This is a genomic window from Rhizobium sp. NFR03, assembly GCF_900111275.1.
Classification (GTDB): domain Bacteria; phylum Pseudomonadota; class Alphaproteobacteria; order Rhizobiales; family Rhizobiaceae; genus Ferranicluibacter.
Window position 1 is genome coordinate 265,221 of sequence record NZ_FOGR01000002.1, and the last position, 26,486, is coordinate 291,706.

27 protein-coding genes, 1 tRNA gene and 1 other RNA gene are annotated in these 26,486 nt (G+C 63.3%); 10 read left to right on the forward strand and 19 right to left on the reverse strand.

The window, feature by feature from the left end; translation table 11 throughout:
- Positions 1-212: 212 nt before the first annotated feature.
- Together BSG19_RS06495 and BSG19_RS06500 are read left to right on the forward strand one after the other, a co-directional pair.
- Positions 213-1,595, forward strand: a complete 1,383-nt coding sequence (locus tag BSG19_RS06495; protein ID WP_092987240.1) for a nicotinate phosphoribosyltransferase — start codon at positions 213-215, stop codon at positions 1,593-1,595.
- A 125-nt stretch (positions 1,596-1,720) separates the two neighbouring features.
- Positions 1,721-2,062 (forward strand): DUF6665 family protein, encoded by a 342-nt coding sequence (locus BSG19_RS06500; protein ID WP_092986097.1) that lies wholly within the window; start codon positions 1,721-1,723, stop codon positions 2,060-2,062.
- A gap of 8 nt (positions 2,063-2,070) precedes the next feature.
- On the opposite strand, the gene BSG19_RS06505 is transcribed toward BSG19_RS06500, so the two are convergent.
- Positions 2,071-2,697 carry a ribonuclease D gene (locus BSG19_RS06505; RefSeq protein ID WP_092986099.1) on the reverse strand — a complete coding sequence of 209 codons (627 nt, stop codon included), beginning with the start codon at positions 2,695-2,697 and terminating at the stop codon, positions 2,071-2,073.
- Between the two features lie 154 nt (positions 2,698-2,851).
- Here BSG19_RS06505 and BSG19_RS06510 point away from each other — a divergent pair, with 154 nt between their 5' ends.
- The gene (locus BSG19_RS06510) at positions 2,852-3,169 is read left to right on the forward strand and encodes a hypothetical protein (protein ID WP_092986101.1); all 318 of its coding nucleotides are present in this window, start codon (positions 2,852-2,854) and stop codon (positions 3,167-3,169) included.
- Between the two features lie 128 nt (positions 3,170-3,297).
- Positions 3,298-4,329: a hydroxyacid dehydrogenase gene (locus tag BSG19_RS06515; RefSeq protein WP_092987241.1), complete on the forward strand. Its 1,032-nt coding sequence runs from the start codon at positions 3,298-3,300 to the stop codon at positions 4,327-4,329.
- A gap of 30 nt (positions 4,330-4,359) precedes the next feature.
- On the opposite strand, the gene BSG19_RS06520 is transcribed toward BSG19_RS06515, so the two are convergent.
- The 6 genes from BSG19_RS06520 to BSG19_RS06545 all read right to left on the reverse strand — a co-directional run bounded on the left by BSG19_RS06520 (position 4,360) and on the right by BSG19_RS06545 (position 7,667).
- Positions 4,360-4,572: a hypothetical protein gene (locus tag BSG19_RS06520; protein WP_139274737.1), complete on the reverse strand. Its 213-nt coding sequence runs from the start codon at positions 4,570-4,572 to the stop codon at positions 4,360-4,362.
- Between the two features lie 64 nt (positions 4,573-4,636).
- On the reverse strand, positions 4,637-4,846 hold the full coding sequence (locus BSG19_RS06525) for a hypothetical protein (RefSeq protein WP_092986105.1): 210 nt from the start codon (positions 4,844-4,846) through the stop codon (positions 4,637-4,639).
- 327 nt (positions 4,847-5,173) lie between these two features.
- Positions 5,174-5,260, reverse strand: a tRNA-Leu gene (locus tag BSG19_RS06530).
- A gap of 121 nt (positions 5,261-5,381) precedes the next feature.
- On the reverse strand, positions 5,382-6,824 hold the full coding sequence (locus BSG19_RS06535) for a phosphomannomutase (RefSeq protein WP_092986107.1): 1,443 nt from the start codon (positions 6,822-6,824) through the stop codon (positions 5,382-5,384).
- A 130-nt stretch (positions 6,825-6,954) separates the two neighbouring features.
- Positions 6,955-7,380 carry a YqaA family protein gene (locus tag BSG19_RS06540; RefSeq protein ID WP_092986109.1) on the reverse strand — a complete coding sequence of 142 codons (426 nt, stop codon included), beginning with the start codon at positions 7,378-7,380 and terminating at the stop codon, positions 6,955-6,957.
- A complete protein-coding gene (locus tag BSG19_RS06545) occupies positions 7,377-7,667 on the reverse strand; it encodes an Rdx family protein (protein ID WP_092986111.1) in 291 nt (96 codons plus the stop codon). The genes BSG19_RS06540 and BSG19_RS06545 overlap by 4 nt, the downstream gene beginning before the upstream one ends.
- Positions 7,668-7,884: 217 nt before the next feature.
- Between BSG19_RS06545 and BSG19_RS06550 the strand changes: the two genes are divergently transcribed.
- A complete protein-coding gene (locus tag BSG19_RS06550) occupies positions 7,885-8,334 on the forward strand; it encodes a DoxX family protein (RefSeq protein ID WP_092986113.1) in 450 nt (149 codons plus the stop codon).
- Positions 8,335-8,397: 63 nt separating this feature from the next.
- On the opposite strand, the gene infB is transcribed toward BSG19_RS06550, so the two are convergent.
- The 4 genes from infB to rimP all read right to left on the reverse strand — a co-directional run bounded on the left by infB (position 8,398) and on the right by rimP (position 14,242).
- Positions 8,398-11,058, reverse strand: coding sequence for a translation initiation factor IF-2 (infB, locus tag BSG19_RS06555; RefSeq protein WP_092986115.1), 2,661 nt, complete (start codon positions 11,056-11,058; stop codon positions 8,398-8,400).
- A 106-nt stretch (positions 11,059-11,164) separates the two neighbouring features.
- Complete coding sequence (locus BSG19_RS06560; RefSeq protein ID WP_092986117.1) at positions 11,165-11,896, reverse strand: RNA-binding protein; 732 nt, start codon at positions 11,894-11,896, stop codon at positions 11,165-11,167.
- 5 nt (positions 11,897-11,901) lie between these two features.
- A complete protein-coding gene (nusA, locus tag BSG19_RS06565; protein WP_092986119.1) occupies positions 11,902-13,524 on the reverse strand; it encodes a transcription termination factor NusA in 1,623 nt (540 codons plus the stop codon).
- Positions 13,525-13,606: 82 nt separating this feature from the next.
- Entirely contained in the window at positions 13,607-14,242 is a 636-nt protein-coding gene (gene rimP / locus BSG19_RS06570; protein ID WP_092986121.1) for a ribosome maturation factor RimP, read from the reverse strand.
- 308 nt (positions 14,243-14,550) lie between these two features.
- On the opposite strand from rimP, the gene BSG19_RS06575 reads away from it, so the two are divergent.
- Complete coding sequence (locus BSG19_RS06575) at positions 14,551-16,182, forward strand: MFS transporter (protein WP_092987242.1); 1,632 nt, start codon at positions 14,551-14,553, stop codon at positions 16,180-16,182.
- 10 nt (positions 16,183-16,192) lie between these two features.
- Here the strand turns inward: BSG19_RS06575 and BSG19_RS06580 are convergent, their stop codons facing one another.
- Positions 16,193-17,446 (reverse strand): lytic murein transglycosylase, encoded by a 1,254-nt coding sequence (locus BSG19_RS06580; RefSeq protein ID WP_092986123.1) that lies wholly within the window; start codon positions 17,444-17,446, stop codon positions 16,193-16,195.
- Between the two features lies 1 nt (position 17,447).
- Entirely contained in the window at positions 17,448-18,053 is a 606-nt protein-coding gene (gene recR / locus BSG19_RS06585) for a recombination mediator RecR (protein WP_092931615.1), read from the reverse strand.
- A gap of 89 nt (positions 18,054-18,142) precedes the next feature.
- On the opposite strand from recR, the gene BSG19_RS06590 reads away from it, so the two are divergent.
- Together BSG19_RS06590 and BSG19_RS06595 are read left to right on the forward strand one after the other, a co-directional pair.
- On the forward strand, positions 18,143-18,760 hold the full coding sequence (locus BSG19_RS06590) for an MOSC domain-containing protein (protein WP_092986125.1): 618 nt from the start codon (positions 18,143-18,145) through the stop codon (positions 18,758-18,760).
- A gap of 85 nt (positions 18,761-18,845) precedes the next feature.
- On the forward strand, positions 18,846-19,394 hold the full coding sequence (locus tag BSG19_RS06595; protein WP_092986127.1) for a hypothetical protein: 549 nt from the start codon (positions 18,846-18,848) through the stop codon (positions 19,392-19,394).
- An 11-nt stretch (positions 19,395-19,405) separates the two neighbouring features.
- On the opposite strand, the gene BSG19_RS06600 is transcribed toward BSG19_RS06595, so the two are convergent.
- The 3 genes from BSG19_RS06600 to ffs form a co-directional block, all read right to left on the reverse strand.
- On the reverse strand, positions 19,406-19,729 hold the full coding sequence (locus BSG19_RS06600; RefSeq protein WP_062471082.1) for a YbaB/EbfC family nucleoid-associated protein: 324 nt from the start codon (positions 19,727-19,729) through the stop codon (positions 19,406-19,408).
- Positions 19,730-19,787: 58 nt separating this feature from the next.
- Positions 19,788-21,719, reverse strand: a complete 1,932-nt coding sequence (locus BSG19_RS06605; protein WP_092986129.1) for a DNA polymerase III subunit gamma/tau — start codon at positions 21,717-21,719, stop codon at positions 19,788-19,790.
- A gap of 117 nt (positions 21,720-21,836) precedes the next feature.
- Positions 21,837-21,933, reverse strand: an RNA gene (gene ffs, locus BSG19_RS06610) — signal recognition particle sRNA small type.
- 175 nt (positions 21,934-22,108) lie between these two features.
- Between ffs and BSG19_RS06615 the strand changes: the two genes are divergently transcribed.
- Both BSG19_RS06615 and nudC read left to right on the forward strand, forming a co-directional pair.
- The gene (locus BSG19_RS06615) at positions 22,109-22,516 is read left to right on the forward strand and encodes an HIT domain-containing protein (protein WP_092986131.1); all 408 of its coding nucleotides are present in this window, start codon (positions 22,109-22,111) and stop codon (positions 22,514-22,516) included.
- Positions 22,513-23,481 (forward strand): NAD(+) diphosphatase, encoded by a 969-nt coding sequence (nudC, locus tag BSG19_RS06620; protein ID WP_092986133.1) that lies wholly within the window; start codon positions 22,513-22,515, stop codon positions 23,479-23,481. Before BSG19_RS06615 ends, nudC begins: the two co-directional genes overlap by 4 nt.
- Positions 23,482-23,565: 84 nt before the next feature.
- Here the strand turns inward: nudC and BSG19_RS06625 are convergent, their stop codons facing one another.
- The 3 genes from BSG19_RS06625 to BSG19_RS06635 form a co-directional block, all read right to left on the reverse strand.
- On the reverse strand, positions 23,566-24,627 hold the full coding sequence (locus BSG19_RS06625; RefSeq protein ID WP_092986135.1) for a porin: 1,062 nt from the start codon (positions 24,625-24,627) through the stop codon (positions 23,566-23,568).
- A gap of 176 nt (positions 24,628-24,803) precedes the next feature.
- Positions 24,804-25,658: a prephenate dehydratase gene (locus BSG19_RS06630; RefSeq protein ID WP_092986137.1), complete on the reverse strand. Its 855-nt coding sequence runs from the start codon at positions 25,656-25,658 to the stop codon at positions 24,804-24,806.
- Positions 25,655-26,419 (reverse strand): 3-deoxy-manno-octulosonate cytidylyltransferase, encoded by a 765-nt coding sequence (locus tag BSG19_RS06635; RefSeq protein WP_092986139.1) that lies wholly within the window; start codon positions 26,417-26,419, stop codon positions 25,655-25,657. Before BSG19_RS06635 ends, BSG19_RS06630 begins: the two co-directional genes overlap by 4 nt.
- Positions 26,420-26,486 lie beyond the last annotated feature (67 nt).

The window sequence follows — 26,486 nt, forward strand, 5'->3', positions numbered from 1 at the left end:
GCCGGCCGGCGGGTTCAGGCGCGGCGGAAATGCCGGCGTGGTCATGTCGAAGGGCGCGTCATGCGCATGCCCGTCAGGATACACCTGGAGGCAGCAATTGCCGGGAGAAGAGCCGGTCTGGCATGAATGTCTCCAGATTAGCGCAATATGGTTACGATATCGTTACCGCAATGCGGATCACATGCCGCGCGATGGACGGAAGGCCGAACGACATGAACTGGGCGAATCTCATCCTCAACACCGACAGCTACAAGCTGAGCCATTTCCTGCAATATCCGCCGGAAACAGCCGCGATCTCTTCCTATATCGAGACGCGCGGCGGGAGCGATCTGATCGACGTCGTGTTCTTCGGTCTCCAGATCTTCCTGAAAGATGTGCTGAGCCGTCCCGTGACCATGAGCGATGTTGCGGAGGCCGAGGAGGTCGCGCAGGCTCATGGCCTGCCGTTTGATCGTGCTGGCTGGATGCACATCGTAAATGCGCATGGCGGCTACCTGCCGCTCCGGATCGAGGCGCTGCCGGAGGGCACGCTGACGCGGCGGGGCGTGCCGCTGGTGCAGGTCGTCAATACGGACCCTGCCTGCTGGTGGCTGACATCGCATATCGAGACGGCGCTGCTGCGCGCCGTCTGGTATCCCTCCTCCGTGGCCAGCAATGTCCGGAAGGTCAAGCTCGCCCTGCGCGACGCGCTGGAGCGCACGGCCGACGAGCCCGAGCTTCTGTTGCCTTCGCGCCTGCTGGATTACGGCGCTCGTGGTGTCGGCGCGTTCGAGCAGGCCGGCATCGGCGGCGCGGCGCACCTCGTTCACTTCACGGGAACCGACACGCTGTCCGGTGTTCTCACGGCCCGCCGCTGCTATGGTGCCGCGATGGCGGGGCGTTCCATGCCAGCCTCCGAGCATTCGACCATGACCGCCTGGGGCGGCGACCGCGAAGCGGATGCCTACGCCAATATGGTCTCCCGCTTCGCGTCCTCCGGCGCCTTCGCCGTCGTCTCCGACAGCTATGACATCAACACGGCCGTGTCCTTCATCTGGGGCAAGCAGCTGCGCGACACGGTCAAGGCTAGCGGCGCCACCGTCTATATCCGCCCCGATAGCGGCGATCCGATCGAAACGCCGGTGCAGGTGGTGCAGCAGCTCGACTATCGCTTCGGCGCGACACAGAATCGCAAGGGTTTCAAGGTGCTTGACCGTTGCGTCCGGGTGATCCAGGGCGACGGCATCACGCTCGCCGACATGAACCAGATCCTGAACCGGCTGGAGGCCTTTGGCTACTCTGCGGAGAACATGACCTTCGCCATGGGCGGCGGTATTCTCCAGAAGGTCAACCGCGATACCTATGCCTTTGCCATGAAGGCCAATGCGCGGCAGGATACGAGCGGGCATTGGCACGATGTCTGGAAGCGTCCGGCCACCATGAACGTCAAGGCTTCCAAAGCCGGGCGCCAGGCGGTCATATCCGGCATGGCGGGTCTCGAGGCGGTACGGCTCGATGCTCTGGCCGGGCGCGAAAACCACCTGCGGCCCGTCTGGCAGGATGGCCGTCTTCTGAAAGATTGGTCGTTCGAGGAGGTTCGCGCACTGGCGCGGTGACTCAAACGGACCTCTTGCCGGCCGCAGGCGCGATCCCCAAATCCGGAATGTCCGCCTGGTTATCTACGAAGCGGGAGCACGATGGCCGCTTTGCCTTAAAGCTGTCGATAAACAGGAGGTCCGGAATGACGGTCAGGCCGCCACAATCTTTCAGCAATCCGGGTGGTTCGCGCCAGAGCGGCCTCGATATCCTCGAATACGAACTGATGGCCGAACGTGCCGATGCGCTGGGTCGTCACGGGCTCAAGGTGGAAAAGGCCATCGAGGCGCTGATGGAGCTCGATCACCCGGAGACGACGCCGGAGCGCCGTGAAGCGCTGCTGAATGCGGCGGCCGACGTCGTCTGGTCCTTCTTCATCCAGCGCGAGATCTGCGGCCTGCGTTCCAACCGCGATGCCATCGAGCGTTACAGGATACCGAAGGAGGTCGTCGCCCGCCTCGGCGTGGTACGCAAGCCACGGACGTGACGATCCGCTCAGCTGTGCGCGAAAATATCGGTCTCGTTCCAGCCGAGCAGATCGAGCTTTGCGCGGGTGGGAAGAAACGCGAAACACGCTTCCGCATGATCGATCCGCCCATCGCGCATCAGGCGCTGGTTCAGCTTGTCGCGCAGGGCATGCAGGTGCAGGACGTCCGAGGCTGCATAGTCGAGCTGCGCCGGCGTCAGGATCGGCGCGGCCCAGTCGGACGATTGTTGCTGCTTGGAAATGTCGATCTCGAGCATTTCCTTCAGATTGTCCTTCAGGCCATGACGGTCCGTATAGGTGCGCGAGAGGCGTGAGGCGATCTTGGTGCAGAACACCGGTGTCGTGGTCACGCCGAAGGTATGGAAGAGCACGGCGATATCGAAGCGGCCATAATGGAAGATCTTCTGCCGCGCGGGATCGGCCAGCATGGCCACGAGGTTGGGCGCCGATGTCTGACCCGCTGCGATCTGCACGATATCGGCCGTTCCATCACCGGGCGAAAGTTGCACGAGGCAGAGACGATCCCGGCGCGGCACGAGACCGAGCGTTTCGGTATCGACGGCAATCGCGCCGTTGTAACGGGCGGCGTCTTCGGCGGCGATGTCACCTTCGTGAAACCGTATTGTATTCGGCATGAAACTCCCCACATCATCGGCATGTCAGCGGTCAAGGGTATACGATAGTATGCTCGAACGGGTGAAGTGCGCAGGCGGTATAACCCGGAACCGGCTGCTATGCGATAGCATCTGTGACCGGCAATAGAGGGCGTGAGACATGAGGCGAACGAGTATGCGAACCGGGTCGATCGTCCTCCTCGGCATCATCGCGGCACTGGGCTCGATGACGATGTCCGCCGCCGCCGAACCGCGTCGGCCGCTTGTGGCCTTCGAGAGCCTCCCGGGCGTCGAGCCACTCGATCCGATTGGCACGACCAGCAATCTCCAGTGCGAGCAGGTCCTCATCGACCGTGCGCGCGGTAATATCCTGCCAAAGCGCGGGCCACGCTATCACACGGTCAATGTGTGCAGCCGCGACGGTGGCCCGGAGTTCGTCTCTCCACGCCTGCCGCCGTCGAACTATCGACAGCTTCGCGGTTTCAATTATTGACGTAACCGCCCGATTCCCCATGTTCGTTCCCTCTGGTACTGAAGATCGTCTTCAGTTCCGAGAGGTTGGAGACGAGAGCCATATCGCTTCTGTGGCGAGGTGGCCGGGATGATGCGGGAGGAATGAACATGTCCGAGAACGAGAAGCCGCTGGTGATCAGCGCGCCCGAGCCGCGAACGCTCGATCTGATTTTCACGACGGAAGCACTCGGCGTTCTCAACGACCGATATCGGGTGGTCGAGGTGGAGGCGGACACCGTTGCAAGCCTCGATGGGGATCTTCTGGGTGCTGCGCGCTATGTGCTCGGCCAGCCGCCACTCGATGCGGCAACGCTTGCGCGCATGCCGAAGCTGCGCTCCATCCTGAATGTGGAAAGCAATCTGATCAACAACATGCCCTATGACGTCCTGTTCGAACGCGGCATCCATGTCGTTACGACCGGTCAGGTCTTCGCCGAGCCCGTTGCAGAGATGGGCCTTGCCATGGCACTCGGGATCGCGCGGGGTCTTGTCGATGCCGATCTCGACTTCCGCCAGGGCCGCGAACTCTGGGGTGGCGACGGCAACCGCACAGCACGGCTCCTGAGCGGCGCGAACGTCGGCATCATCGGCTTCGGTGACCTGGGCAAGGCGCTGAACCGCGTTCTCACCGGCTTCCGGACGGTCACGCGCGTCTTCGATCCCTGGCTGCCCGCCTCGATCCTGAAGGACAGCGGCGTCATTCCGGCGGATCTCGATACCGTGCTGATCGAGAGCGATTTCATCTTCGTCGTGGCCGCCGTCACCAGCGAGAACCAGGGTTTTCTCGACGCGCAAGCCTTTGCGAAGATGAAGAAGGGGGCAGCCTTCATTCTCCTCAGCCGTGCGAATGTGGTGGATTTCGACGATCTCATGGCAGCCGTGGAGATAGGCCATATCGTCGCTGCGAGCGATGTCTTCCCGGAAGAGCCGCTGCCGCTCGACCACAAGGTCCGCAGCCTGCATGGCTTCCTGCGCTCCGCGCACAGGGCAGGGGCCCTCGACAGCGCCTTCAAGAAGATGGGCGACATGGTGCTGGAGGATATGGACCTGATGGATCGCGGATTGCCGCCCATGCGCTGCAAGCGCGCGGAACGCGAGACCGTGTCGCGCATGCGCTCGAAGCCCGTCACCAACAACTAGAAGAATGATGTCCGATCATATGCCGCCGCATCACGATCCCTCGGGATTGATCCTGCGCATCGCCGCCAGGAGTGCAGCTTCGCTCGTATGGCCCGTCTTGTAGAGGCCCAGCAAAACGGTCGCGACATCGCGGCCGTCCGCACTGTCGATATCGGCGCCGATCTCCTCGCACCAGAGCTCGATCGCCCGATAGACGACCTCGATCTCCGTTTGCTCGAGCGCCATATCCGATAAAAACGACATGAAGGCTCCCTTCTTATGGAGGAGGAGGGCGAACTGTACCTGCCTCATGCCGGTCTCGACATCGCTAGATCTGGGAGGTTGCCTCGCCGCGACGGGAGGCGGCGGACGCCTCCATCAGCGATGCGGCGATCGCCATCGCCAGAAGCTTGCCCTTCGCGCGAACCGCCCCGGTATTTGCATCGCGCACCGAAACGGCAAGGTCCATGCCTTCCCGCATCAGGATCTGCTGCGCCCGCAGCACCGCCCAGTTTTCAATGCTATCGCTTTTCCCCATCACGATATCCCCTTCGCTTGATCATGAAGCTCAACGCGCTTCCTCCGAAGTGCAAAACTGCCGCGCCGCGAATCATGGAAACATGTTCGAGAAGATGCGAAATCTCGCTTGCTGGAAAGCGTGACTTTTGCAGGATGAAAAGTGAGGGTTCTGTAACGCCGCATCCGGGAGAAGGTTTTGGAGGACGTCTTGAAGGCCGACGTCTCCGGTCATCGCTGCGTGAGGACCGGCAGTCGATAACTCAAGGCCGAGAAGGTCGCAAAATTCAAACCCTGAAATGCATAAAGCCCTGCGCGAGCAGGGCTTTATGGGTAGTCTTTGGGAATTTGGTGCCCAGAAGAGGACTCGAACCTCCACACCCTTTCGGGTACCAGCACCTGAAGCTGGCGCGTCTACCAATTCCGCCATCTGGGCGACGAGCGGGGATGTAAAAGGCCGGGCGTCCGGTGTCAACAGCGTTTTTGAAGATTTCACGACACCTTATGCAAGGCCTTGATTTTAATGGCGTTTCATTCTGTCACTTTGCCTGTGTCTATCACAGGTCGGTGCTGTTCGCTTCGGCCCACGAACGAATTCGGGCAAGGCCGGCTGCCAGTAGAGCAAGAGCCTTTGCCTCCGTTTCGGCTTCAACGTAGCAGCGCATTTCCGGTGCATTGCCGGAGGGGCGGAGGTGGACGATGCTATCGTCTTCCAGCGTCACCCTCAGGCCGTCGATGTCGCTGACGGATTCCGGTACGCCGAGCGGCTCCAGAAAGGCCGCAAGCGCTGCAGGGCTGCTCCGGAGATGCGCCATCAAGGCTTGGCTCGTTTCCACCGGAAACCGCTCCAGGCGGTCGCTGAGGGCAATCGGAAGATTGTAACTGCTGACGACAGCGGAAAGTGGCTGGCGACGTTCAGCGGCCTGATGAAGGATGGCCAGCACTGGCAGAAAGCAGTCGCGTGTCGGAAGCGGTGCGAGTGTCGCGCCGTTCACCGTCACCGCGCTCCCGGTGAGCGTTCCGCCGTTCGCCTCGAAGCCGACCACGCGCTCATGTCCGGCCGCTGCCGCCTCCAGCATGCCGGCAATGACGAAGGGAGAGCCGACGCGGGTCCGCAGGATGTCCGCCGTGCCACGCCGCTCCAGCCCGGAATTCGATGTCACCGGCGTCACGGCGATGGTCGCGCCCAGGAATTCGGCGGCGATCAGGCCGAGAAGATCCCCGCGGACCGGTTCGCCGTTTTCATTGCTGACGAGCGGCCGGTCGCCATCGCCATCCGCAGAGACGATCGCGTCGAGGTGGTATTCGCTGGCCCAGCCGCGCAAAGCGGTGATGGTTTCAGGGGAGACGGCTTCGGTATCGACCGGAATGAAGGTTTCCGAGCGCCCGAGGGGCACGACGTCCGCCCCGTAATGCATGAGAACGTCAGCAAAGAGATCGCGTGCGACCGTCGAATGCTGGTAGACGCCGATCCTCAGGCCGGAGAGCGCGCGGTCCGGCAGAAGGCTTACATTGCGGGTAATGAAGAGATCGCGCACCGTCTCCTCGATCGTCGGCACCTCGGCCGGCGTCGCGTCGATCGCGGCCTGCCCGGCACGAAGCGCATCCGCCGCCTCGGTTATCGCCTGTTCGTCAGCCTTGCCGATCTCGCCATCCGGTCGGTAGAATTTGATGCCGTTGCGGTCGGCCGGAATGTGCGAACCGGTGACCATAAGGGCTGCGGAGCGGGTGGCCAGCGCGTGCAGTGCAAGAGCAGGCGTCGGAACGGTGCCGCAATCGAGAACCTTCAAGCCGGCGCGGAGAAGCGCACCTGCGGCGATTGCGGAGATAGCCGGGCTGGACGCCCGAAAATCACGGGCGATGAGAACGGTATCATCGGGCTTTGCCTGACCGGTGGCGAGCAGATAGTGCGCAAAGGCTGTGGCATAGAGCGCGGCCGCCGGACCTTCCAGATCGACGGCAAGGCCACGAAGCCCGCTTGTTCCAAATTTCAGGCTCATCTCACGGCTCTCCTGCGTTTTTCATGTCTTCCAATGTTCTCAAGGCAGGAATATCGCAAACCTGTGACGCGTTATAGATGCGGAGGCGTCGCGCGGTCGGCAAAGCGGAAATGCGGTTACCGGGGCTGCCTCACCCGAAAACCCAGACCAGCACGGTATATCGCGCAGCCTTTCCGATCGTTACGAAGACCAGAAACGGCAGCCATGGCATGCGCAACAGGCCAGCCGCCAGTGTTAGAGGGTCGCCGATGACGGGCACCCAGGAGAGAAGCAGGACGGGTTGCCCGTACTTTTGGAAGATCGCCTCTGCCCGCGCGCGACCTTTCTGCGAGACGGGGAACCAGCGGCGCCCTTCAAACCGGAGGAAAAAGCGCCCGAGGACGAAGTTGACGACGGCGCCGAGCACATTACCGATTGTTGCGACCAGAAAGACGAAGCCGCGCGGCAGGTTCGGATCCTGAAGGGCTGCGATGACGGCCGCTTCGGACAGGCCGAAGAGAAGCGTGGCAGACAGGAAGGCGGCAGCAAAGACGCCGGCGAGGGCTGCAAGGCTCAAGAGGCAGACCGATCGGTATGTCCGAGATCACGCTCTGGCGCGATGATGTCGCGCACGCGCTGCTTGAGCTCTTTGGGCCCAGGAAAGCCGCCATCGCGCTTGCGCTCCCAGATCAGCGTATCATCGACGCGGATCTCGAAGTTGCCGCCTGTTGCAGGGACAAGCGCGACTTCGCCGAGAGCGTCTGAAAAGGTCTGCAGCAATTCCTGCGCCATCCAGCCGGAGCGCAGAAGCCAGTTGCACTGCGTGCAATAGAGAATGGTGACACGGGGTTTGCCCTGACTCATGACCCTGCTCCTTCGACATGACGGTTGCAGACGACGCTTACTGCATTCCTGACGGCGCCGAAATGGCTTCCGGGCAGCCCTCTACATTTCCCGTATGATCTTTCACGTAAATGTTAACTCGTGAGCTCAGGTTTCTCGAGGAGCCGTCTTGCCGTGATGGGAAAGTGCGGGAAGAGGGAGATGGCATTCATCCCCCACGAACCCAGGAGCCATTCCCATGACTGATATCGTTACCGGCCGCCCGCGCGCGGCCTTCCCTGCTCTTCAGCGCCTCTACCGTCCATTCGATACGAGCGCGGAAACGCTCCTGCGCGTCGCCGCCGGCGCTCTTCTCGTCACCCACGGCTTCGGCAAGATCACGAACCCCTTCGGCGCTGTCGGGATGGTCGAGAGCCTCGGTTTCTATCCCGGCATCTTCTGGTCGCCGCTGCTCGCCGCCACGGAGTTCTTCGGCGGCATTCTCGTTGCCATCGGCCTGTTCACGCGACCAGCAGCCTTTGCCTCAATGATCGTTCTGCTGGTCACCGTCTATTTCCACGGCATCGTGAAGGCCGAGGGTCTGGCCGGCGCCGAGAAGTCGATCCTGTGGTCGGCAATCTTCCTTTACTTCGCCGTCCGCGGCTCGAATAGCCAATCGGTCGATGCCAAGCTCGGCCGCCAGATTTGAGGCGACCAGACATGAAAATGGCGGCCGAAGCCGCCATTTTCAGATTTTCAATCCTGCTTCGCCTTACAGCGTGCGGGTAATGTGTTCCACGCGGAAGCACTCGATCGTGTCGCCAGCGCGGATATCTTCGTAGTTCTCGAAGGCCATACCGCATTCCTGACCGACCGGCACTTCGGACACTTCGTCCTTGAAGCGCTTGAGTGTCTTGAGCTTGCCCTCGTGGATGACGACGTTGTCGCGCACCAGGCGGACGCCTGCGCCACGCTCGACCTTGCCCTCGACCACGCGGCAACCCGCGACCTTGCCGGTCTTGGTAATGTTGAACACTTCCAGAATTTCGGCATTGCCGAGGAAGGTTTCGCGACGTTCCGGCGAGAGCAGGCCCGACATTGCTGCCTTCACGTCATCTACCAGATCGTAGATGATGTTGTAGTAGCGGATCTCGATGCCCGAACGCTCGGACGCCTGACGTGCCTGGGTATTGGCACGCACGTTGAAGCCGATGATCGCCGCATCCGAGGATTCCGCAAGCGCGATGTCGGACTCGGTGATGGCACCGGCGCCCGAGTGAACGATGCGGGCACGGACTTCGTCGGTGCCCAGACGATCGAGCGCGCCGATGATGGCTTCCACCGAACCCTGCACGTCGCCCTTGATGACCAGCGGAAACTCCTTGAACCCGGTGTTCTGCAGCTTGCTCATCATCTGTTCGAGCGAACCGCGCTGGCCGGACTGGCGGGCAACCGCCTTGTCGCGCGTCAGGCGCTGGCGATATTCGGAAATCTCGCGAGCGCGGCCTTCGTTTTCGACCACGGCGAAGCGATCGCCGGCAGCCGGTGTTCCCGACAGGCCGAGCACTTCGACCGGCGTGGCCGGACCGGCTTCCTTGACATGATCGCCCTTGTCGGTGACGAGCGCGCGCACGCGGCCCCACTGGTCGCCGGCAACGATGATCTGGCCGGGCTTCAGCGTGCCCTTCTGGACGAGGACGGTCGCAACCGAACCGCGACCGCGGTCGAGCTGGGCTTCGATGACGATACCTTCGGCCGTCCGGCTCGGATCGGCCTTGAGGTCGAGGATTTCGGCCTGCAGCAGGATTGCCTCGAGCAGCTTGTCGAGGTTGACCTTGTTCTTTGCCGACACTTCGACGTCGAGAACTTCACCGCCGAGCGATTCCACGAACACCTCGTGCTGCAGCAGCTGCTGGCGCACCTTGTCCGGGTTGGCTTCGTGCTTGTCGATCTTGTTGATCGCCACGATGATCGGAACATTGGCAGCCTTTGCATGGCTGATCGATTCGATCGTCTGCGGCATGACGCTGTCATCGGCCGCAACCACGAGGATCGCGATGTCGGTCGCCTGCGCACCACGGGCACGCATGGCCGTGAAGGCGGCGTGGCCGGGGGTGTCGATGAAGGTAATCTTCTGGCCGTTCTGCTCGACCTGATAGGCGCCGATATGCTGCGTGATGCCGCCGGCTTCGCCCGAAACGACGCTCGTCTGGCGGATGGCGTCGAGCAGCGAGGTCTTGCCGTGGTCGACATGGCCCATGATGGTCACAACCGGGGGACGCGACACCATTTCGCCGGCGTCGTCCGCCTGGTTGAAGATGCCTTCTTCAACGTCGGATTCCGATACGCGCTTAACGGTGTGACCAAATTCGGCAGCGATGATTTCGGCCAGATCGGCGTCGATGACGTCGCCGGGCTTCATCATCTGGCCGTCCTTCATCAGGTACTTGATGACGTCGACGGCACGTTCGGACATGCGCTGCGACAGTTCCTGAATGGTGATGGTTTCCGGCAGGATGACTTCGCGCATGACCTTTTCACGCGTTTCCTGCATCTGGCTGCGGCGGAACTTCTCCTGGCGACGGCGCATCGCGGCGAGCGAGCGGCCACGGGCATTGCCGTCATCGTCGAGGGCTGCCGTCAGCGTCAGCTTGCCCTTGCGGCGCTCTTCTTCTGTCTTCGGACGAGCCGGAGCCTTGGCAGGCTCGGGACGAACCGGCTTGCCGCGAACCGGAACCGCGCCCGGACGGGCAGGGCGCGTTTCCTCGGCCTCGTTGGTGCGGCGCGTGCGCACGCCATTGGCATCCGTTACGATCACCGGAGCAGGACGCTCGGGTGCCGGCGGAGCAGCAGCGGCTGCGGCGGCCGCAGCCTTTTCGGCTTCCGCGGCAGCGGCGAGCGCCACCTTCTCGGCTTCGCGTTCGGCAGCGGGACGAGCAGCTTCTTCCGCTTCGCGGCGTGCGGCTTCCTCGGCTTCGCGCTTCAGGCGCTCGGCTTCCTCGATCTTCCGCTTCTCTTCGGCAGCAGCGCGCGCCTTGGCTTCCTCGGCATCGCGGATCTGCGCTTCGGCGAGTGCGCGGCGGCGCGCATCGATTTCACCGGCAGACAGCTGATTCAGAACGACGCCGGTGCGCGGACGTGCCGGATCGGGCCTCGGAGCCTGTGGCTGCGGGCGAACCGTGGTCTGCTGCATGGGGCGGGTTTCCGGCGGGCGCGGCTGCGGCGCACGGACGGGAGCCGAGGCGATCGGTGCGACCGGCTTCTCGTCTTCTGGCCGTGTGGGGCGGCGCTTGCGGGTTTCGACCACGACAGCCTTCGTGCGGCCGCGGCCCATGTCCTGGCGGACTGTGCCCTGGCTCACGCCGGAGGGGCGCAGCGTCAGAGTCTTCTTGCCGGCTCCGCTCAGGGTCTTGTCGTCGTTGTTATCGGTCATTCCGTTCCGTTCCTAAGATCGAAGCCGGATGCGTATCACCAGACCCCGTCGTTCGATTGTCGTCTTACCGTATTGCGGTCGTCACGGCCGTGGCCGGTGTCCCGCGTCATAATGTCGGCTGGGAAGCGTCGCCGAAGGCACGGGGGGACATTTCGCCCCGGTATCTTTCCAGCATGTTTGCGCGCTTCACTACACCCTCACCCGCCTGCCCTGCAAGCGCTGCGGCATGGATAAAAGAATTACTTCCAAGCAACGTATCCAATTCCTCTCCGGTGAAGAAGCGGAAGGTGGGTATCTGCTCGCCGTCGTCGGCGACAAAGCTCATGGCCTTGCGCGCCTGATCAATTTTCCGCACACCGTCGGGTGCGGCCGTCGAAGCGTGGAACGTGGCGATGGCCGCCATTCCGCGAACCGCCTGTTCCACCTTCGAAGCCCCGGTGATGAACTGCGCGGCCTTGCGCGCCATGTTCATCATGCCGATCAGCTGGTGGACGAGAAGCCTGTCGACCTCGTCCAGAAGCTCGGGGCCGGGCTTGGCCTCCGCCGTCTTCAGCGCCCGCGCAAAAAGCTTGCGCTTGATCGCCGTTTCCAGAACCGCCCGTTCGGCGGTGACCCAGCAGCCGCGTCCCGGCAACTGGCGTTTCAGGTCCGCAACCACCCGGCCGTCCGGCCCCGCAACGAAGCGGATCAGGCCGTCATCGGCGGGACCGCTCTTTCGGGTGACGATGCACATGCGCCCGTTGAGCGGCAAGCCGTCATCCTCGCTGTCGGAGACGTCCAGATCGGGGACGTTCGCATCGTCCGGTGCCATGTCCGGCTGGTCGGTTACGGAATTCATGAGGATCAGGACGCGGCTTCCGCCTCGTCTTCCTCACTACCTTCCGTTATTTGGAGTGCCTCGGTCTCGCGTGCAAGGTCTTCTTCCGTAATCCAGCCCGCAGCAAGGCGTGCTTGAAGGATCATGGTTTCCGCTTCCGTGCGCGACACTTCCAGCTTAGAGAACAGGCCCTCGAAACGCTTGGTCTCGCCGTCCTTGCGCTCCGACCAACCGACGAGGTCGTCGGCGGCGCAGCCTGCGAAGTCTTCGATGGTCTTGATGCCGTCCTGGCCGAGCGCAACCAGCATCTGCCCGGTCATGCCATTGATCGTGCGCAACTCGTCGGCAACGCCGAGCGCCTTGCGCTTCTCGTCCATCTCGGCTTCGAGCTTGTCGAGATATTCACGGGCGCGGGTCTGGATCTCGCTTGCGGTCTCCTCGTCGAAGCCCTCGATGGAAGCGATTTCGTCAAGCTCTGCATAGGCGAGCTCCTCGACCTGCGCGAAGCCTTCGGATGCCAGAACCTGGCCGACCATCTCGTCCACGTCGAGCGATTCCATGAAGAGGTTCGTGCGCTCGTTGAATTCCTTCTGACGGCGCTCGGACTCCTCGGCTTCGGTCATGATGTCGATGTCCCAGCCGGTCAGCTGCGATGCGAGACGCACGTTCTGGCCGCGACGGCCGATGGCGAGCGACAGCTGCTCGTCGGGCACCACGACTTCGATGCGTTCTGCATCCTCGTCGAGAACGACCTTCGCGACTTCGGCCGGCTGAAGAGCGTTGACGATGAAGGAGGCCGGATCCTGGCTCCACGGAATGATGTCGATCTTCTCGCCCTGAAGCTCGCCGACGACGGCCTGGACACGGCTGCCGCGCATGCCGACGCAGGCGCCGACCGGATCGATCGAGCTGTCATTGGAGATGACGGCGATCTTCGCGCGCGAACCGGGATCGCGGGCAACCGAGCGGATCTGGATGATGCCGTCGTAGATTTCCGGCACTTCCATGGTGAAGAGCTTGACCATGAATTGCGGATGCGTGCGCGACAGGAAGATCTGCGGGCCGCGCTGTTCGCGGCGCACGTCGTAGACATAGGAGCGGACGCGGTCGCCGTAGCGCATGTTTTCACGCGGGATCATCTCGTCGCGACGGATGATGCCTTCGCCGCGGCCGAGGTCCACGATGACGTTGCCGTATTCGACGCGCTTGACCGTGCCGTTGACGATCTCGCCGATGCGGTCCTTGTATTCGTCGAACTGGCGGTCACGCTCGGCTTCCCGCACCTTCTGGACGATGACCTGCTTGGCGGACTGGGCGGCGATACGGCCGAAGTCCATCGGGGGCAGGGGATCGGCGATGAAGTCGCCGAGCTTTGCGTCCGGGTTACGGTCGCGCGCCAGTTCCAGCGGGATCTGCGTGCCGTAGTCCTCGGCGACCTCGACCACTTCCAGCAGGCGCTGAAGGCGGATTTCGCCGGTCTTGGAGTTGATGTCGGCGCGGATGTTGCTTTCCGAGCCGTAGCGCGAGCGCGCCGCCTTCTGGATCGCATCGGCCATGGCGGCCAGCACGATTTCGCGGTCGATCACCTTTTCACGCGCGACGGCATCCGCGATCTGCAGAAGTTCGAGCCGGTTAGCACTGACTGCCATGGGGTAGGTCTCCGTAGGTCGAATAGTCCGGGTGGTGCCTCTCAGGCCACGCTTCCAAGGAGAAGCGCCGGCCGGGCGCGTGTCATTCCTGCGAAGGGGTCTCGTCGTCGCCGTCGAGCTCTTCGAAATTCTCGTTTGCCGCCTCGCGTGCAGCCTTGGCCTTCTTGTCGGCCGTCAGCGCATCGCGGATCAGCTCGTCCGTCAGGATCAGTTTGGCCTCTGCCAGCGCCGAAAAGGGCACGACCACGATCGGGGTCTCGTCCGGGCCCGGCTGGTCGCGCTCGATGGTGAAGCCGTCTGCATCCGCACCAAGGATGACGCCGCGAAAGCGCTTGCGGCTTTCCACCAGCACCGATGTCTCGCACTTGACGACATGGCCGGTCCAGCGGACGAAATCGCCCTTGCGCACCATCGGCCGGTCGATACCCGGCGAAGACACCTCGAGATGATACGCCTTGCCGATCGGATCGTCCACGTCGAGCACAGGCGAGATCGCTGTGGAGACGGCTTCGCAGTCCTCCACCGTCATCGTGCCGTCGGTCCGCTCGGCCATGATCTGAAGCGTCGCGCCGTTCTGGGCCGAAAGCCGCACGCGCACCAGCTGGTAGCCCATCGGGATCAGCACGGGCTCGATGATATCGGCAACGCGGCGATCGATCCCGGTTTCGGTGATCAGGCGCGGTTCCTGCTGCATTTCTGCCGTGTCGATGTCGGACAAGCGATGTCTCCCGTCATGCATGTTCTGTCATGATGGTAATAAAAAAGAGCGGGTCCTGACGGGCCCACTCTTCATCAACCGATCAAGAATTTGAGCGTCATATACGCCCCATCGGCCGCAATTGCAAGCGCCGCGGCGGATGGGTGCTTCCGAGAGAATTTCGACCGCCGATGCGGGTTGCCGCGCGCAGCCATCGGGCTACATTGGTTTCGAGGACCCCGGATAGCCAGACGATGCCGCTCCACACGTGCGGTCGTGGTGCGCCAGATGTATCCGCGGAAAGACTGCGCGTGACGAAGGAGACTGCCTTGCCAGATCGAACATCGCCCTTGGCACCCTTCCGTCACGACACCTTCCGCATCATCTGGATCGCAAGCCTTGCCTCCAATTTCGGCGGCCTCATTCAGTCCGTGGGCGCGGCATGGATGATGACGTCGATCTCGACCTCGGTGAATATGGTGGCACTCGTGCAGGCCTCCGTGACGTTGCCCATCATGTTGTTTTCGCTGATCTCGGGCGCGCTTGCCGACAGTTTCGACAGGCGCCGTATCATGCTGGTGGCGCAGTTTTTCATGCTGGCCGTGTCCGCCCTGCTGACGGCGTTTGCGTGGTTCGGGCTCATCACGCCCTGGCTGCTCCTGATGTTCACCTTTCTCATCGGTTGCGGGACAGCTCTGAACAACCCGGCCTGGCAGGCCTCCGTCGGCGATATGGTCCCGCGCGAGGATCTGCCGGGGGCGGTGTCACTGAACAGCATGGGCTTCAATATGACGCGCAGCGTCGGCCCTGCCATAGGCGGTGTCATCGTGGCGGCGGCGGGTGCGGCGGCAGCCTTCGCCGTCAACACGCTGACCTATTTCGCACTGATTTATGCTTTGTTGCGCTGGAAGCGGACGCCGGCGCTGAATGCTCTGCCGCGCGAGCCGCTGGGGCGTGCCGTCGGCGCTGGCCTGCGCTACGTCGCAATGTCGCCGAATATTCTCAAGGTCATGCTGCGGGGCTTTCTCTTCGGGCTTTCGGCCAGCGCCATTCTCGCTCTTCTGCCGCTGGTTGCCCGCGATCTTGTCGCTGGCGGCCCCCTGACCTACGGCGTCCTGCTCGGTGCCTTCGGCATCGGGGCGATCGGCGGCGCGCTTCTGAGCGCGCGCCTGCGCGAGCGTCTGGCCGGCGAAGCTGTGGTGCGGATCGCCTTCATCGGTTTTGCCCTGTCGGCCGTCATGGCTGCCGTCAGCCGTTCGGAGATCCTGACCGGTCTTGCCATGCTGATGTCGGGTGCCGGCTGGGTGCTCGCCTTGTCGCTGTTCAACACGACGGTGCAGCTGTCAACGCCGCGCTGGGTGGTTGCCCGCGCTCTCTCGCTCTATCAGACGACCACGTTCGGCGGCATGGCGCTCGGCAGCTGGGTCTGGGGTGTAGCCGCGGAGGAATATGGCCCCTCGACGGCCCTCGTCGCCTCGGCGGTCGTGATGGTGTTCGGAGCAGCCGTCGGCCTGCGCTTCGCCCTGCCGGAGTTCAAGGCGCTCAACCTCGATCCCCTCGGCAGCTTCACAGAGCCGATGCTGAAGCTCGACCTGAAGCCGAGAAGCGGGCCGATCGTCGTGATGATCGACTACGAGATCGACCCGGGGGATGTCGAGGCGTTCCTGTCGATCATGACCGAGCGCCGCCGCGTTCGTATCCGCGATGGTGCCGGTCAGTGGACGCTGATGCGCGATCTGGAGCGGCCGGAGATCTGGACGGAGACCTATCATGTGCCGACATGGGTCGAATATGTCCGGCACAACCAGCGCCGTACCAAGGATGATGCGGCAATCCACGAACAGCTTCGCGCGCTCCACCGTGGCGAGAACGCTCCCTATGTCCACCGGATGATCGAGCGCCAGACGATTCTGCCGCATGAATACGAACAGTTCAAACGGCAGGTCGATATCGGTCACTGAGCGCCGGTATTTACCGGAGCTTCGCTTTCAGCCCCGCATCGGGAAAGCACGTTGCGGCAAGGCCGTTCTTCTCCTGCCACTGCCCGAGGGACCGCCGGGTCTTGTAGCCGGCGAGGCCGTCCGCTTTGCCGATGTCGTAGCCCTGCGCTTCCATCCGCTTCTGCATGGCAAGCACGTCGGAGCGCAGCATCTTGCCGACATCGCCCCAGCTGCCTTCGAATGCACCCCCATTCTGGCCGATCCTGTCGGCAAGATTGCCGATGAAGAGGGCGTAGAGGTCGGAGTTGTTGTATTCCTTGATCACGTAGAAATTCGGCGTCACCAGGAATTCCGGGCCGTGTCGCCCGGCCGGCACCAGCATCATGCCGCTGGCCTTCGCCTCGTTGCGGGGAAACGCTTTTCCCGAGATGCGGGTAATACCGGTCGCGGCCCATTGACCGAGTGGCTTTGCAAGGTCCGGCCCTTCCTGCGCGCAGGATACGTTCTGAGGGATCGTCACCTCGAAGCCCCAGTCGCGTCCGCGCTGCCAGCCCTTTTCCGACAGATAATGCGCGATCGAGCCGAGCACGTCCGGAACCGAGTTCCAGATGTCGCGTCGTCCGTCGCCGTCGAAGTCCACCGCATAGGAGAGGAAGCTGGAGGGCAGGAACTGCGGCTGGCCCATGGCGCCCGCCCAGGAGCCGCGCATGTCGGCCTCCCGGACGTCGCCGCTCTCGAGAATATGCAGGGCGGAGATCAGCTCGCGGGTGAAGAGTTCGCCGCGGGTCGACATGAAAGCCTTCGTCGCGAGCACATCGAGAACGGGATGCGGGATCTTCGCCCGGCCAAAACCCGACTCGCGGCCCCAGATCGCCAGAACAATCGGGCCGGGCACGCCGTAGGTCTTCTCGATCCGGCGCAGCGTTCCGGCATGGGCCGATGCAAGGCTCCGGCCGGTCGCGGCGAGACCTTGCAGGCGTTTCTCGGAGAAGTAGGCGCCGGGGGATGCAAATTCCGCCTGGCTCTGCTTCTGCTCACCTTGTGGCCTGGAGCCGGGCGGCACCAGATCCGGCAGGTCCCAGTCGAGCTTCACGTCTGCAAAAGCCTTGTCGAAAGCCCCCTTGGAAATGCCGCCCTTCTGCGCCTGCGGCCAGAGATCGGTCTGGAGCCAGCGGCGGAACTGCGCTTCGGTGTCGGCCTTCGATGCGGCGAACGCGGGAATAGCGGCGGACGTGCAGAGGAGGGCGGCAAGGCCCAGGCGGCGGAGATGTTTCAGGAATGTCATGTCAGATTGCCGTTCTCGCCCGCAAGGCTGCGGTCAGTGTGCCGTCGTCGAGATAGTCGAGCTCGCCCCCAACGGGAACGCCGTGGGCAAGCCGGGTGATGCGCACGTCCAGCCCGTCGAGCTGGTCGGTGATGTAATGCGCCGTCGTCTGGCCCTCGACGGTGGCGTTGACGGCGATGATCAGCTCGCGCACCTCGCCCTTGACGACGCGATCGACCAATCCGCGAATGTTCAGATCGTCGGGGCCGACGCCATCGAGTGGCGACAGCGTGCCGCCCAGCACATGGTAGGCCGTGTTCATGGCGCCGGTACGTTCCAGCGCCCAGAGGTCGGCCACGTCTTCCACGACGATGATGCAGCTATGATCGCGCCGCTCGTCGGTGCAGACACTGCACGGATCGCTCGTATCCACGTTGCCGCAGCAGGAGCAGATCCGGACCTTCCGGTGTGCCTCGACCATCGCATCGGCAAGAGGCCCGAGCAGCTGGTCCTTCTTCTTGACGAGGTGCAGCGCGGCCCTGCGGGCCGAGCGCGGCCCGAGGCCCGGCACCTTCGCCAGAAGCTGGATGAGTTTTTCGATTTCGGGGCCGGTGACTCGCTTTGCCATGAGGCGCGTTGTATCCCATATGCCGTCGGAGTGAAAATGCTTTGCACCGCATATGTCGGATCCGACAGGGCGGATGAAAGGGGGAGGCCATGAAGATCAACGCCGTCTGCATCGGTCACGCCACAGTCATCGGCGGCAAGAACGCAAAGACCGGCATCGTCAAGCATCCGCAGGGCGGCACAGTCATTGTCGATACCGCAGGACTTGCCGGCGATTCCATTTGCAATCGGAAATATCATGGTGGACCGGATCAGGCCGTCTACGGCCTCGGCTCTCTGGATCTGGATGCATGGGCGGATGAACTCGGGCATGCCGTCGAGCCCGGCCTCTTCGGCGAAAACCTTGTGATTTCCGATGTCGATAGCCGGACAATCGCCGTGGGGGACCGGTTCGAGACGGACGGGGTGACGCTGGAAGTCACCTCGACCCGCATCCCCTGCTCGACGCTTTCGCTGCGGTTGAACGATCCCGGTTTTGCCGGGAGGTTCCGCACGATGGCCCGGCCGGGCTTCTATTGCCGCGTGCTGCGACCGGGCATGCTCAGGGTTGGCGACCGGGTGGCCTGTCGGTCTTTCGAAGGCCCCCGCATCACGATGCCGGACATGCTGAGGTCTCTCAAAAGCCTGTCGGACGGGGAGCGGGCGCGCTACCGTGCGGCCCCGATCAGCGAGCGCGTTCGCGCCCAGCTCGATAGCTTTGTGCCTTAACCATTCCTTAAGGAACTGCTTCGTTCGGCGGCCCCTCTCGGCTATGTCATCGGCACGCCGACGGGGCTGGTGACGGAGAGACGCGATGGCTTGGGCAGCTAGGATCAGACAGCAGGCAGGGTGTCTCGCAATCCTCCTTCTCGTTGCAGTGCCCGCAAGCCATAGTCTCGCCAAGACCTGTGCGCCGTCCGGCACGGAGGCCTCCCGTCTCCAGCGCCAGATCGCATCCAACATGGCAATGGCTCGCAGTCATGGTTGTACGATCGGGAGCGGCGGTTTCGCCTGCCGGGAGATTGCCGGTCGTATCGCGCAAGCGCGCGCCAAACTTGCCGCCTTGCCGTCCACGTGCAAGCCCGTCATCCGCACCGTGCGTGGAAACATCAAGTCGAAGCCGAAACGCGTTGTCCAGAAGCCGGTCAGGATCGCGGCCGAAGCGGTGGCCACGCTGCCGGCCATGACGGTCATGGACCCTGAGACGATACCGGCCATCGCGCCGACGGTTGTCGCGGTCCTCGACAACGAGCCGACGACGGGGCTTTTCAAGAATGTCAGCCTGCGCGGCACGAAGACGGATATTCCAAGGTTTCCGCGCAAGGTGCGCATGGTCGGCCCGGCATTTCTGCCGGAACTCTGACCGGAAGTGCTTTAAAACGGCAGCTTCATGCCGGGAGGAATCGGCAGGCCGGCGGTCAGTTCCCGCGTCTTTTCAGCGGTGATGGCCTCGGCCTTGTCTTTGCCGTCCTTGTGCGCGGCAACGATCAGGTCTTCGAGAATCTCGACATCGTCTTCCTTGAAGAGCGAGGGGTCGATCTTGATGCTCTTCAGAGCGCCCTTGCCATCCAGCCGGACCGTGACGAGCCCGCCGCCCGAGGTGCCATCCACTTCGAGAAGAGCGATCTCCTCCTGAAGCTTCTCCATCTTGGCCTGCATTTCCTTGACCTTGCCCATCATACCCATGATGTCGCGCATCGTCCGTCGTCTCCTCTTTCCGGATCCTGTTCGATCCGTGTTTCCCGATCCGAGTGGATCAGTGTTCTATATCGTCGCCGGGAAGGATGTCGCCCTCTTCGGACTCGGCCACGGCAGCGACCTCGGGCGTCTCGTCCAGTTCGACTTCCGACACCTTGATGCGGACATCGACCATTTTTGCGCCGGGAAAGCGGGCGAGGATCGCTGCGACATCGGGGTCCTGACGCGCATCGTTGAAGCGCTGCTCCTTGGCTGCGGCTTCCGTCTCGACCATCGTCGGCTGGCCCTGCTCACGGCTGACGGTCACCATCCAGCGGATGCCGGTCCATTCCTCCAGTTTCCGCTGCAAGTCCGTCACCAGCGTCTTCGGCGCGTCGTCCGCGGTGTTCATCTCCAGCCGGCCCGGCTCGATTCGCACGAGCCGCACGAAATTGCGCACAAGCGTCTTCAAGAGAATGTCGCGGTTCTTCTGGCAGAGATCGACGATATCGGCGACGGACCGCAACGGCACGACCGGCTCGGCCGGTGCCGTTTCCGGCCGGATATCGACCTGTCCGCGCTCCTCAGCGGGGGGAAGCTCGGCTTCGGGCACGGCGCGCAGCATGGCAGCACCATTGGCCGTCATGCGCGAGGGCATGACCGGTTCGCCGGCACGGGCCATAACGCCGCCGCTCTGGCCTTGCAGGTGTCCTCCCTGCGATGAAACGGCGGAGGCTGTGGATCCATTGCCGCCACCATTGCCAGGTGCAGCCCCGCGTGGCGCCGGGCGAGCGGCATCGCCGCCCGACATCTCCAGCAGCCGGCGTGCGGCATCTTCGGGCGAAGGGAGGTGGGCCGCATGCGTCAGCCGGATCAGCACCATTTCGGCCGCACCTGCCGGCCGGGCGGCGTTCTCCGTCTCCGGTATGCCCTTCAACAGCATCTGCCAGATCCGCGACAGGGTGGAGACGGCGACGGCGGCGGAGAATTCCGCGCCGCGAACCCGCTCGACCTCGCTCAGCGACTGATCGTTGGCCGCTTCCGCCGAAAACTTCAGTTTGGTCACGAGATGCGTGAAATCGGCAAGATCGGTCAGAACCACCGCCGGGCTGGCGCCGGCCTCGTATTGCCAGGCGAACTCCTCGAGCGCCGCCTTTACGTCTCCGCGCACGATATGCCCGAAGAGATCGACGATACGGGCGCGATCGGCAAGGCCGAGCATGCTGCGCACGGCGTCGGCTTCCACGATGCCGCCGCCATGGGCGATCGCCTGGTCGAGCAGTGACAGGCCATCGCGGGCCGAGCCTTCGGCGGCGCGCGCGATCATCGCCAGTGCTTCGGCTTGCGCCGTAATGCCTTCCTTGCCGAGAATAGTGGAGAACAGCCCCACCAGATCGGTGGCCGCAATCCGCCGCAGGTCGAACCGCTGGCACCGAGACAGGACGGTGATCGGGACCTTGCGGATTTCGGTCGTCGCAAAGATGAACTTCACATGCTCCGGGGGCTCTTCGAGCGTCTTCAAGAGCCCGTTGAAGGCCTGCGTCGAGAGCATGTGCACTTCGTCGATGATATAGACTTTGTAGCGGGCGGATACGGGCCGGTAACGCACCTGCTCGATGATCTCTCTGATATCGTCGATACCGGTATGAGACGCGGCGTCCATCTCGATCACGTCGACATGCCGGCCTTCCATGATCGCCTGGCAATGCTCCCCGGGCGTTCGAAGGTCGATCGTCGGTGTGTCGATCTCGTCCGTCTTGTAGTTCAGCGCGCGCGCGAGAATGCGGGCGGTGGTCGTCTTTCCGACGCCGCGCACGCCGGTCAGCATATAGGCCTGGGCGATGCGGCCGGTCTCGAACGCATTGGTCAAGGTCCGCACCATCGGCTCCTGGCCCACCATCAGGTCGGAGAAGTCCTTCGGGCGGTACTTGCGGGCGAGCACGCGATAGGCCGCGGGCTTCTCGGCCGGGGCGGACGCTGTCTCAGAAGATGTGGTGGTGATGTCGTTCATGCGCCCCGCCGCTGGTTCCGTCTGTCCGGACAGTCGGCAAGCTTTCGACGCGGCGGCGAGCTTGCGAACGGGCGGCCCTGGTCTGATGGTTCAGGATCCTTCACGAAGACCCTGAGGGTGGGAGGCTGGCACGATGACCCGTGCCGGGCTCGTTGGGGCTGCTTCCTTCCGGACCTGACCCGGTTGGCGAGTGGCTCGTCCACCACCAACCTCCCGATCTCCATATCGGCAATATCGAAACGGAATGCAAGTCGGCGCTTGGAAGAATCTGGGATCCCTGTCAGAAGAGGAGCTCTCTTCCACCCCTTCCCAATCGTCAAAACGCGGATGCGGCAAGGGAGCTGAAAGAAGCGAGCCGGAAGAGGCGAGAAGCAGAAGAAGGAGGAACCGTGACCCCGTTCGACCTCGATCCGCGCCTTGCGCGCGACAGCGACCTCGTTATGCATCTCGATCTCTGCCAGCTTCGGCTGAGCCGCGACGCCCGGTGGCCGTGGCTGATCCTCATTCCCGAGCGGAACGTCGTCAGCGAGACGTTCGAGCTGTCGCCCGACGCGCAGGCAACGCTTTCACATGAGACCAACCGCGTCGCCGCCGCCCTGAAACAGGTGACGGGAGCGACCAAGATCAACATCGGCGCGCTTGGCAATATCGTCCGCCAGCTCCATGTCCATATCGTCGCCCGCACCGAGGGAGATGCGAACTGGCCAGGCCCGATCTGGGGTTTCGGCACGGCGCAAGCCTGGGACGTGGGCAAGCGCGACGATTTTCTCAACCGCCTGACGGAATCCCTGACATGACCCACTCGATTTTCGACCTCAAGGGGCCCCATCCCGAACCGAGCTCGCTCGTTGCCTTTGCGGAGAACCACCTCGTACGCGATAGCGAGCACCGAAGCGACGATTGCCTGGAAGAGGCGCTGAAGACCGAGGGCGCGCATCTCTTCGCCTTCGCGGATGGCAAGCTGGTCGTGAAGCATGACGAGAATGTCATCGACCCGCTGTTTGCACCTTATGAGATCGCCGCTCTTCAGCCCGATCTCGATGCCGCCATCCTTCTCGGACGGCTGCCCTCGGGAGAGCCGCGGATCGCGGTACCGGTCAACCGGACGGAGGCGACGCTGGAGGAACCCTTCAAGCTTGCCGACGGCCGCAGCCTCTACCGCCAGGCGATGCTGCCCGACGAACTCCTCGGGCAATTCGCGCAGGCCGCGAGCCTGATCGCCTGGAACGCCGCAAACCGCTTCTGCGGCAAGTGCGGCAGCCCCATGGAGGCCAAGGGCGGCGGGTACAGGCGGGTATGCACGGCCTGCGGCCACCTTGCATTCCCGCGCACCGACCCCGTCGTCATCATGCTGACCATCGACGTGCAGCGCGATCTCTGCCTGCTCGGGCGCAGCCCGCATTTTCCGGAGGGCATGTATTCCTGCCTTGCCGGCTTTCTGGAGCCGGGAGAAACGATCGAGAATGCCGTGCGCCGCGAGACGCTGGAAGAATCCGGCATCCGCACGGGCCGCGTGCGCTACCATGCCTCGCAGCCCTGGCCCATGCCGCACAGCCTGATGATCGGCTGCTATGCGGAAGCGCAGTCGAGCGATATCCGGATGGACGATCTGGAACTGGAAGACTGCCGCTGGTTCACCCGCGAGGAGACGCGCGCCATGCTCGCCCGCAACACGGGTCAGGATGCAAACCACCATTCCACCCCGCCCAAGGGCGCGATCGCCCACCAGCTGATGCGCGACTGGCTGGACTGGCCGGCCTGACAGAAACGCCAGAGCTGGAAACGAAAGAACCGGCGCGGGCGCCGGTTCTTGGTACGTGTCGATATCGCTTGAAGAGAGGCGTGATCAGAAGTCGCGCTGAAAGCGGATCGTGCCGCCGAACGCATCGCCATCGCCACGCGTGCCGTCGAACTTGGTGTAGTTGAATTCCGGCTGAACCTTGAAGTTCTCGACGATCATGTACTCCATGTTGAGAGCCGTCGCGAGGGTGCCGTCTTCTTCATAGGCGACCTGACCATTGATGGACGTCTTCTCGTTGACCGTTGCGGTAAAGCCGCCCCACGCTGCCCAGTCGCCATTCCACGGGCCGTAATAGTTACGCTTGCGTGTGTCGCCCGGGCCCTTGTCATTGTCCCAGTCGGACTGGTAGCCGGCCATGATGAAGACTTTGAACACGTCGTTGAAGACAACGTCGGCGCGGACCTTGCCGCCGAAGGCGTCGGCTTCCGTATCGTAACCGCCGATGACGAACAGGCCGCCCCAGTCTTCCTGGATCCGCGCGCCGGCCAGCGGATGCGCGCCATCGTAATCTTCGCTCGGCCGCCCGGCGAAGCCGGTGTCGTAGGTGCCGCCGCCTTCTTCCACACCGATGAACGCCGCAAAGCCCTTGTCGCCGCCCCACTGGTAGCTGACCTGGTTGGTGCGGCTGCCGGTATAGTCGATGACGTCGTCGTTGATGATGTTGCCGGCCGAGTTGAGAAACAGGTCGTAGCGTGAATCGTTGAAGCCGGCCATGAAGCCGCCGAGCGTGATGAAGGCGGAATTGATGTAGGTCGTCTTGTCGCCGTCGCTGACTTCCCCACGCAGCTCGATGAAGGAGCGCAGCTGGCCGAACTCCGTATCGTTGCGGGCGTCGAGCGTCAGCGTGGCACGCGTAAACGCCGACCAGCCGAGATCTTCGCCGTCATAGGGGCTATCGCCGAGATTGTTGTCGAAGCGGACGTAGCCGCCGATTTTCAGGCAGGTTTCCGTGCCGGGAATGTAGAAGAAGCCTTCGCCGAAGGCGTCGCAGACACGAACATAGTCCATGGCTTCCGGTTCGGAGGCAACGATCGCATCGGCCGCCTGCGCGCCGGCGGTCATGGAAAGCGTTGCCGTCGAGGCAAGGAGAAGAGTTCTGATGATCACGGTCGGCGTCCTCCGGATGCCGCCTCTTCCGGCGGCTGTCGAAACAAGAGGCGCGTGCGTCGTTGCCGCAAATCAGTCGCCTCTTCGCCGTACGCAATCACTTTTGCGTCGTGAACACTACCCCGGAAATCAGGTCCGCCCGTCCGTGCGCGCGGGATTTCAAAGTGGCGCGACTTTTATAACACGCGTCGCATCGGATGCGCCGGGTACGAGCCGAGGATCCGGACCTTCTCGGAGAAGAACCGCAGTTCCTCCAGCGCCCGCTTGACGTTCGCGTCATCAGGATGCCCGTCGATATCGGCATAGAACTGGGTTGCGATGAACTTTCCGCCGATCTGATAGCTCTCCAGCTTCGTCATGTTGATGCCGTTCGTGGCAAAACCGCCGAGCGCCTTGTAGAGCGCTGCCGGGATGTTGCGGACATTGAAGACGAAGGTCGTGACGATGAGATCGCCCTCGGCTTCGCGCCGGATGGGCTTTTCATCGCGTGACAGCACGACGAAGCGCGTCACGTTGTTCTCCGTGTCCTCGACGTTTTCGGCAACGATGTCGAGCTTGTAAAGGTCTGCCGCGAGCCGCGGCGCGAGGGCGGCCATCGAGCGGTCGCCTGTTTCGGCCACGAGTTTCGCGGCACCGGCGGTATCCCCGGCCACGACCGGCTTCCAGCCGTTGGCCCGCACGATCTTGCGGCACTGGCCGAGCGCATGGATGTGGCTGTGCACCGTGCGGATCTCGCTGCGCGCCACGCCCGGCAGCACCATGAGCTGGAACCGGATCGGCATGAAATATTCGCCGATGATGTGCAGGCGCGATTCCGGCAGGAGGTGATGGATATCGGCGACGCGGCCGGCGATCGTGTTCTCGATCGGGATCATCGCAAGGTCCGCCTCGCCGTTCTCGACGGCAAGAAACGCATCCTCAAACGTCTGGCAGGGCAGGGGATCCATCGTCGGGAACATGTCCCGCGAGGCCATGTCGGAATTGGCGCCGTACTCGCCCTGAAAGGAGATGCGGTTCGTCACGGGTATCATGATGCGGCTCCGGTGCGGGTCGAGAGCAGGCGGCGTGCGGCCTCGAGATCGGCAGGCGTATCGACGCCGAGCGGGATGGAGCTGACGATTTCCACGTCGATGCGCATGCCCGCCTCGAGCGCCCGCAACTGTTCGAGCGATTCGCGCTTTTCGAGCGTCGAGGGCTGCAGGGCGACGAACCGTTCGAGAGCGGACCGGCGGTACGCGTAAAGGCCGATGTGATGGTAGAGCGGCCCGGCCCCATGCGGCGCCGTGGCGCGTGTGAAGTAGAGCGCCCGCATACGGTTTTCGGAGAGCGGCGCGCCGACGACCTTCACGACGTTCGGATTGGTCTTTTCGGCCTCATGGACGATCTCGACGGTCAGCGTCGCGATATCCACGGCCGGATCTTCCAGCGGCCGCAAGGCTGCCCGGATGGTCTCCGGCTCGATGGTCGGCAGGTCGCCCTGCACGTTGATGATGGTCTCCATCTTGCCGTCGGGGTCGCACAGGGTCAGCGCCTCGTAGATGCGGTCGGAGCCGGACTGGTGATCGGTGCGCGTCATCACGGCCTCAAAACCGGCCGTCGTCACGGCGTCGAACGTATCCTGGTGGTCGACGGCAACGACGATACGTCCGACCTCGGCATCGCGCGCGCGCAGCGCTACCTGCACGATCATCGGGAGCCCGCAGATGTCGGCCAGCGGCTTGCCGGGAAGCCGGGTGGAGGCCATCCGCGCAGGGATCAGCACGAGTGTTCTGGCCAAATTGTCGCTTTTCATGCCGAGCCCTTCAAAACGCACGCGAAAAGTGCCAGAAGTGGTTCGTCCGGCCTGGATATCGCTGTTG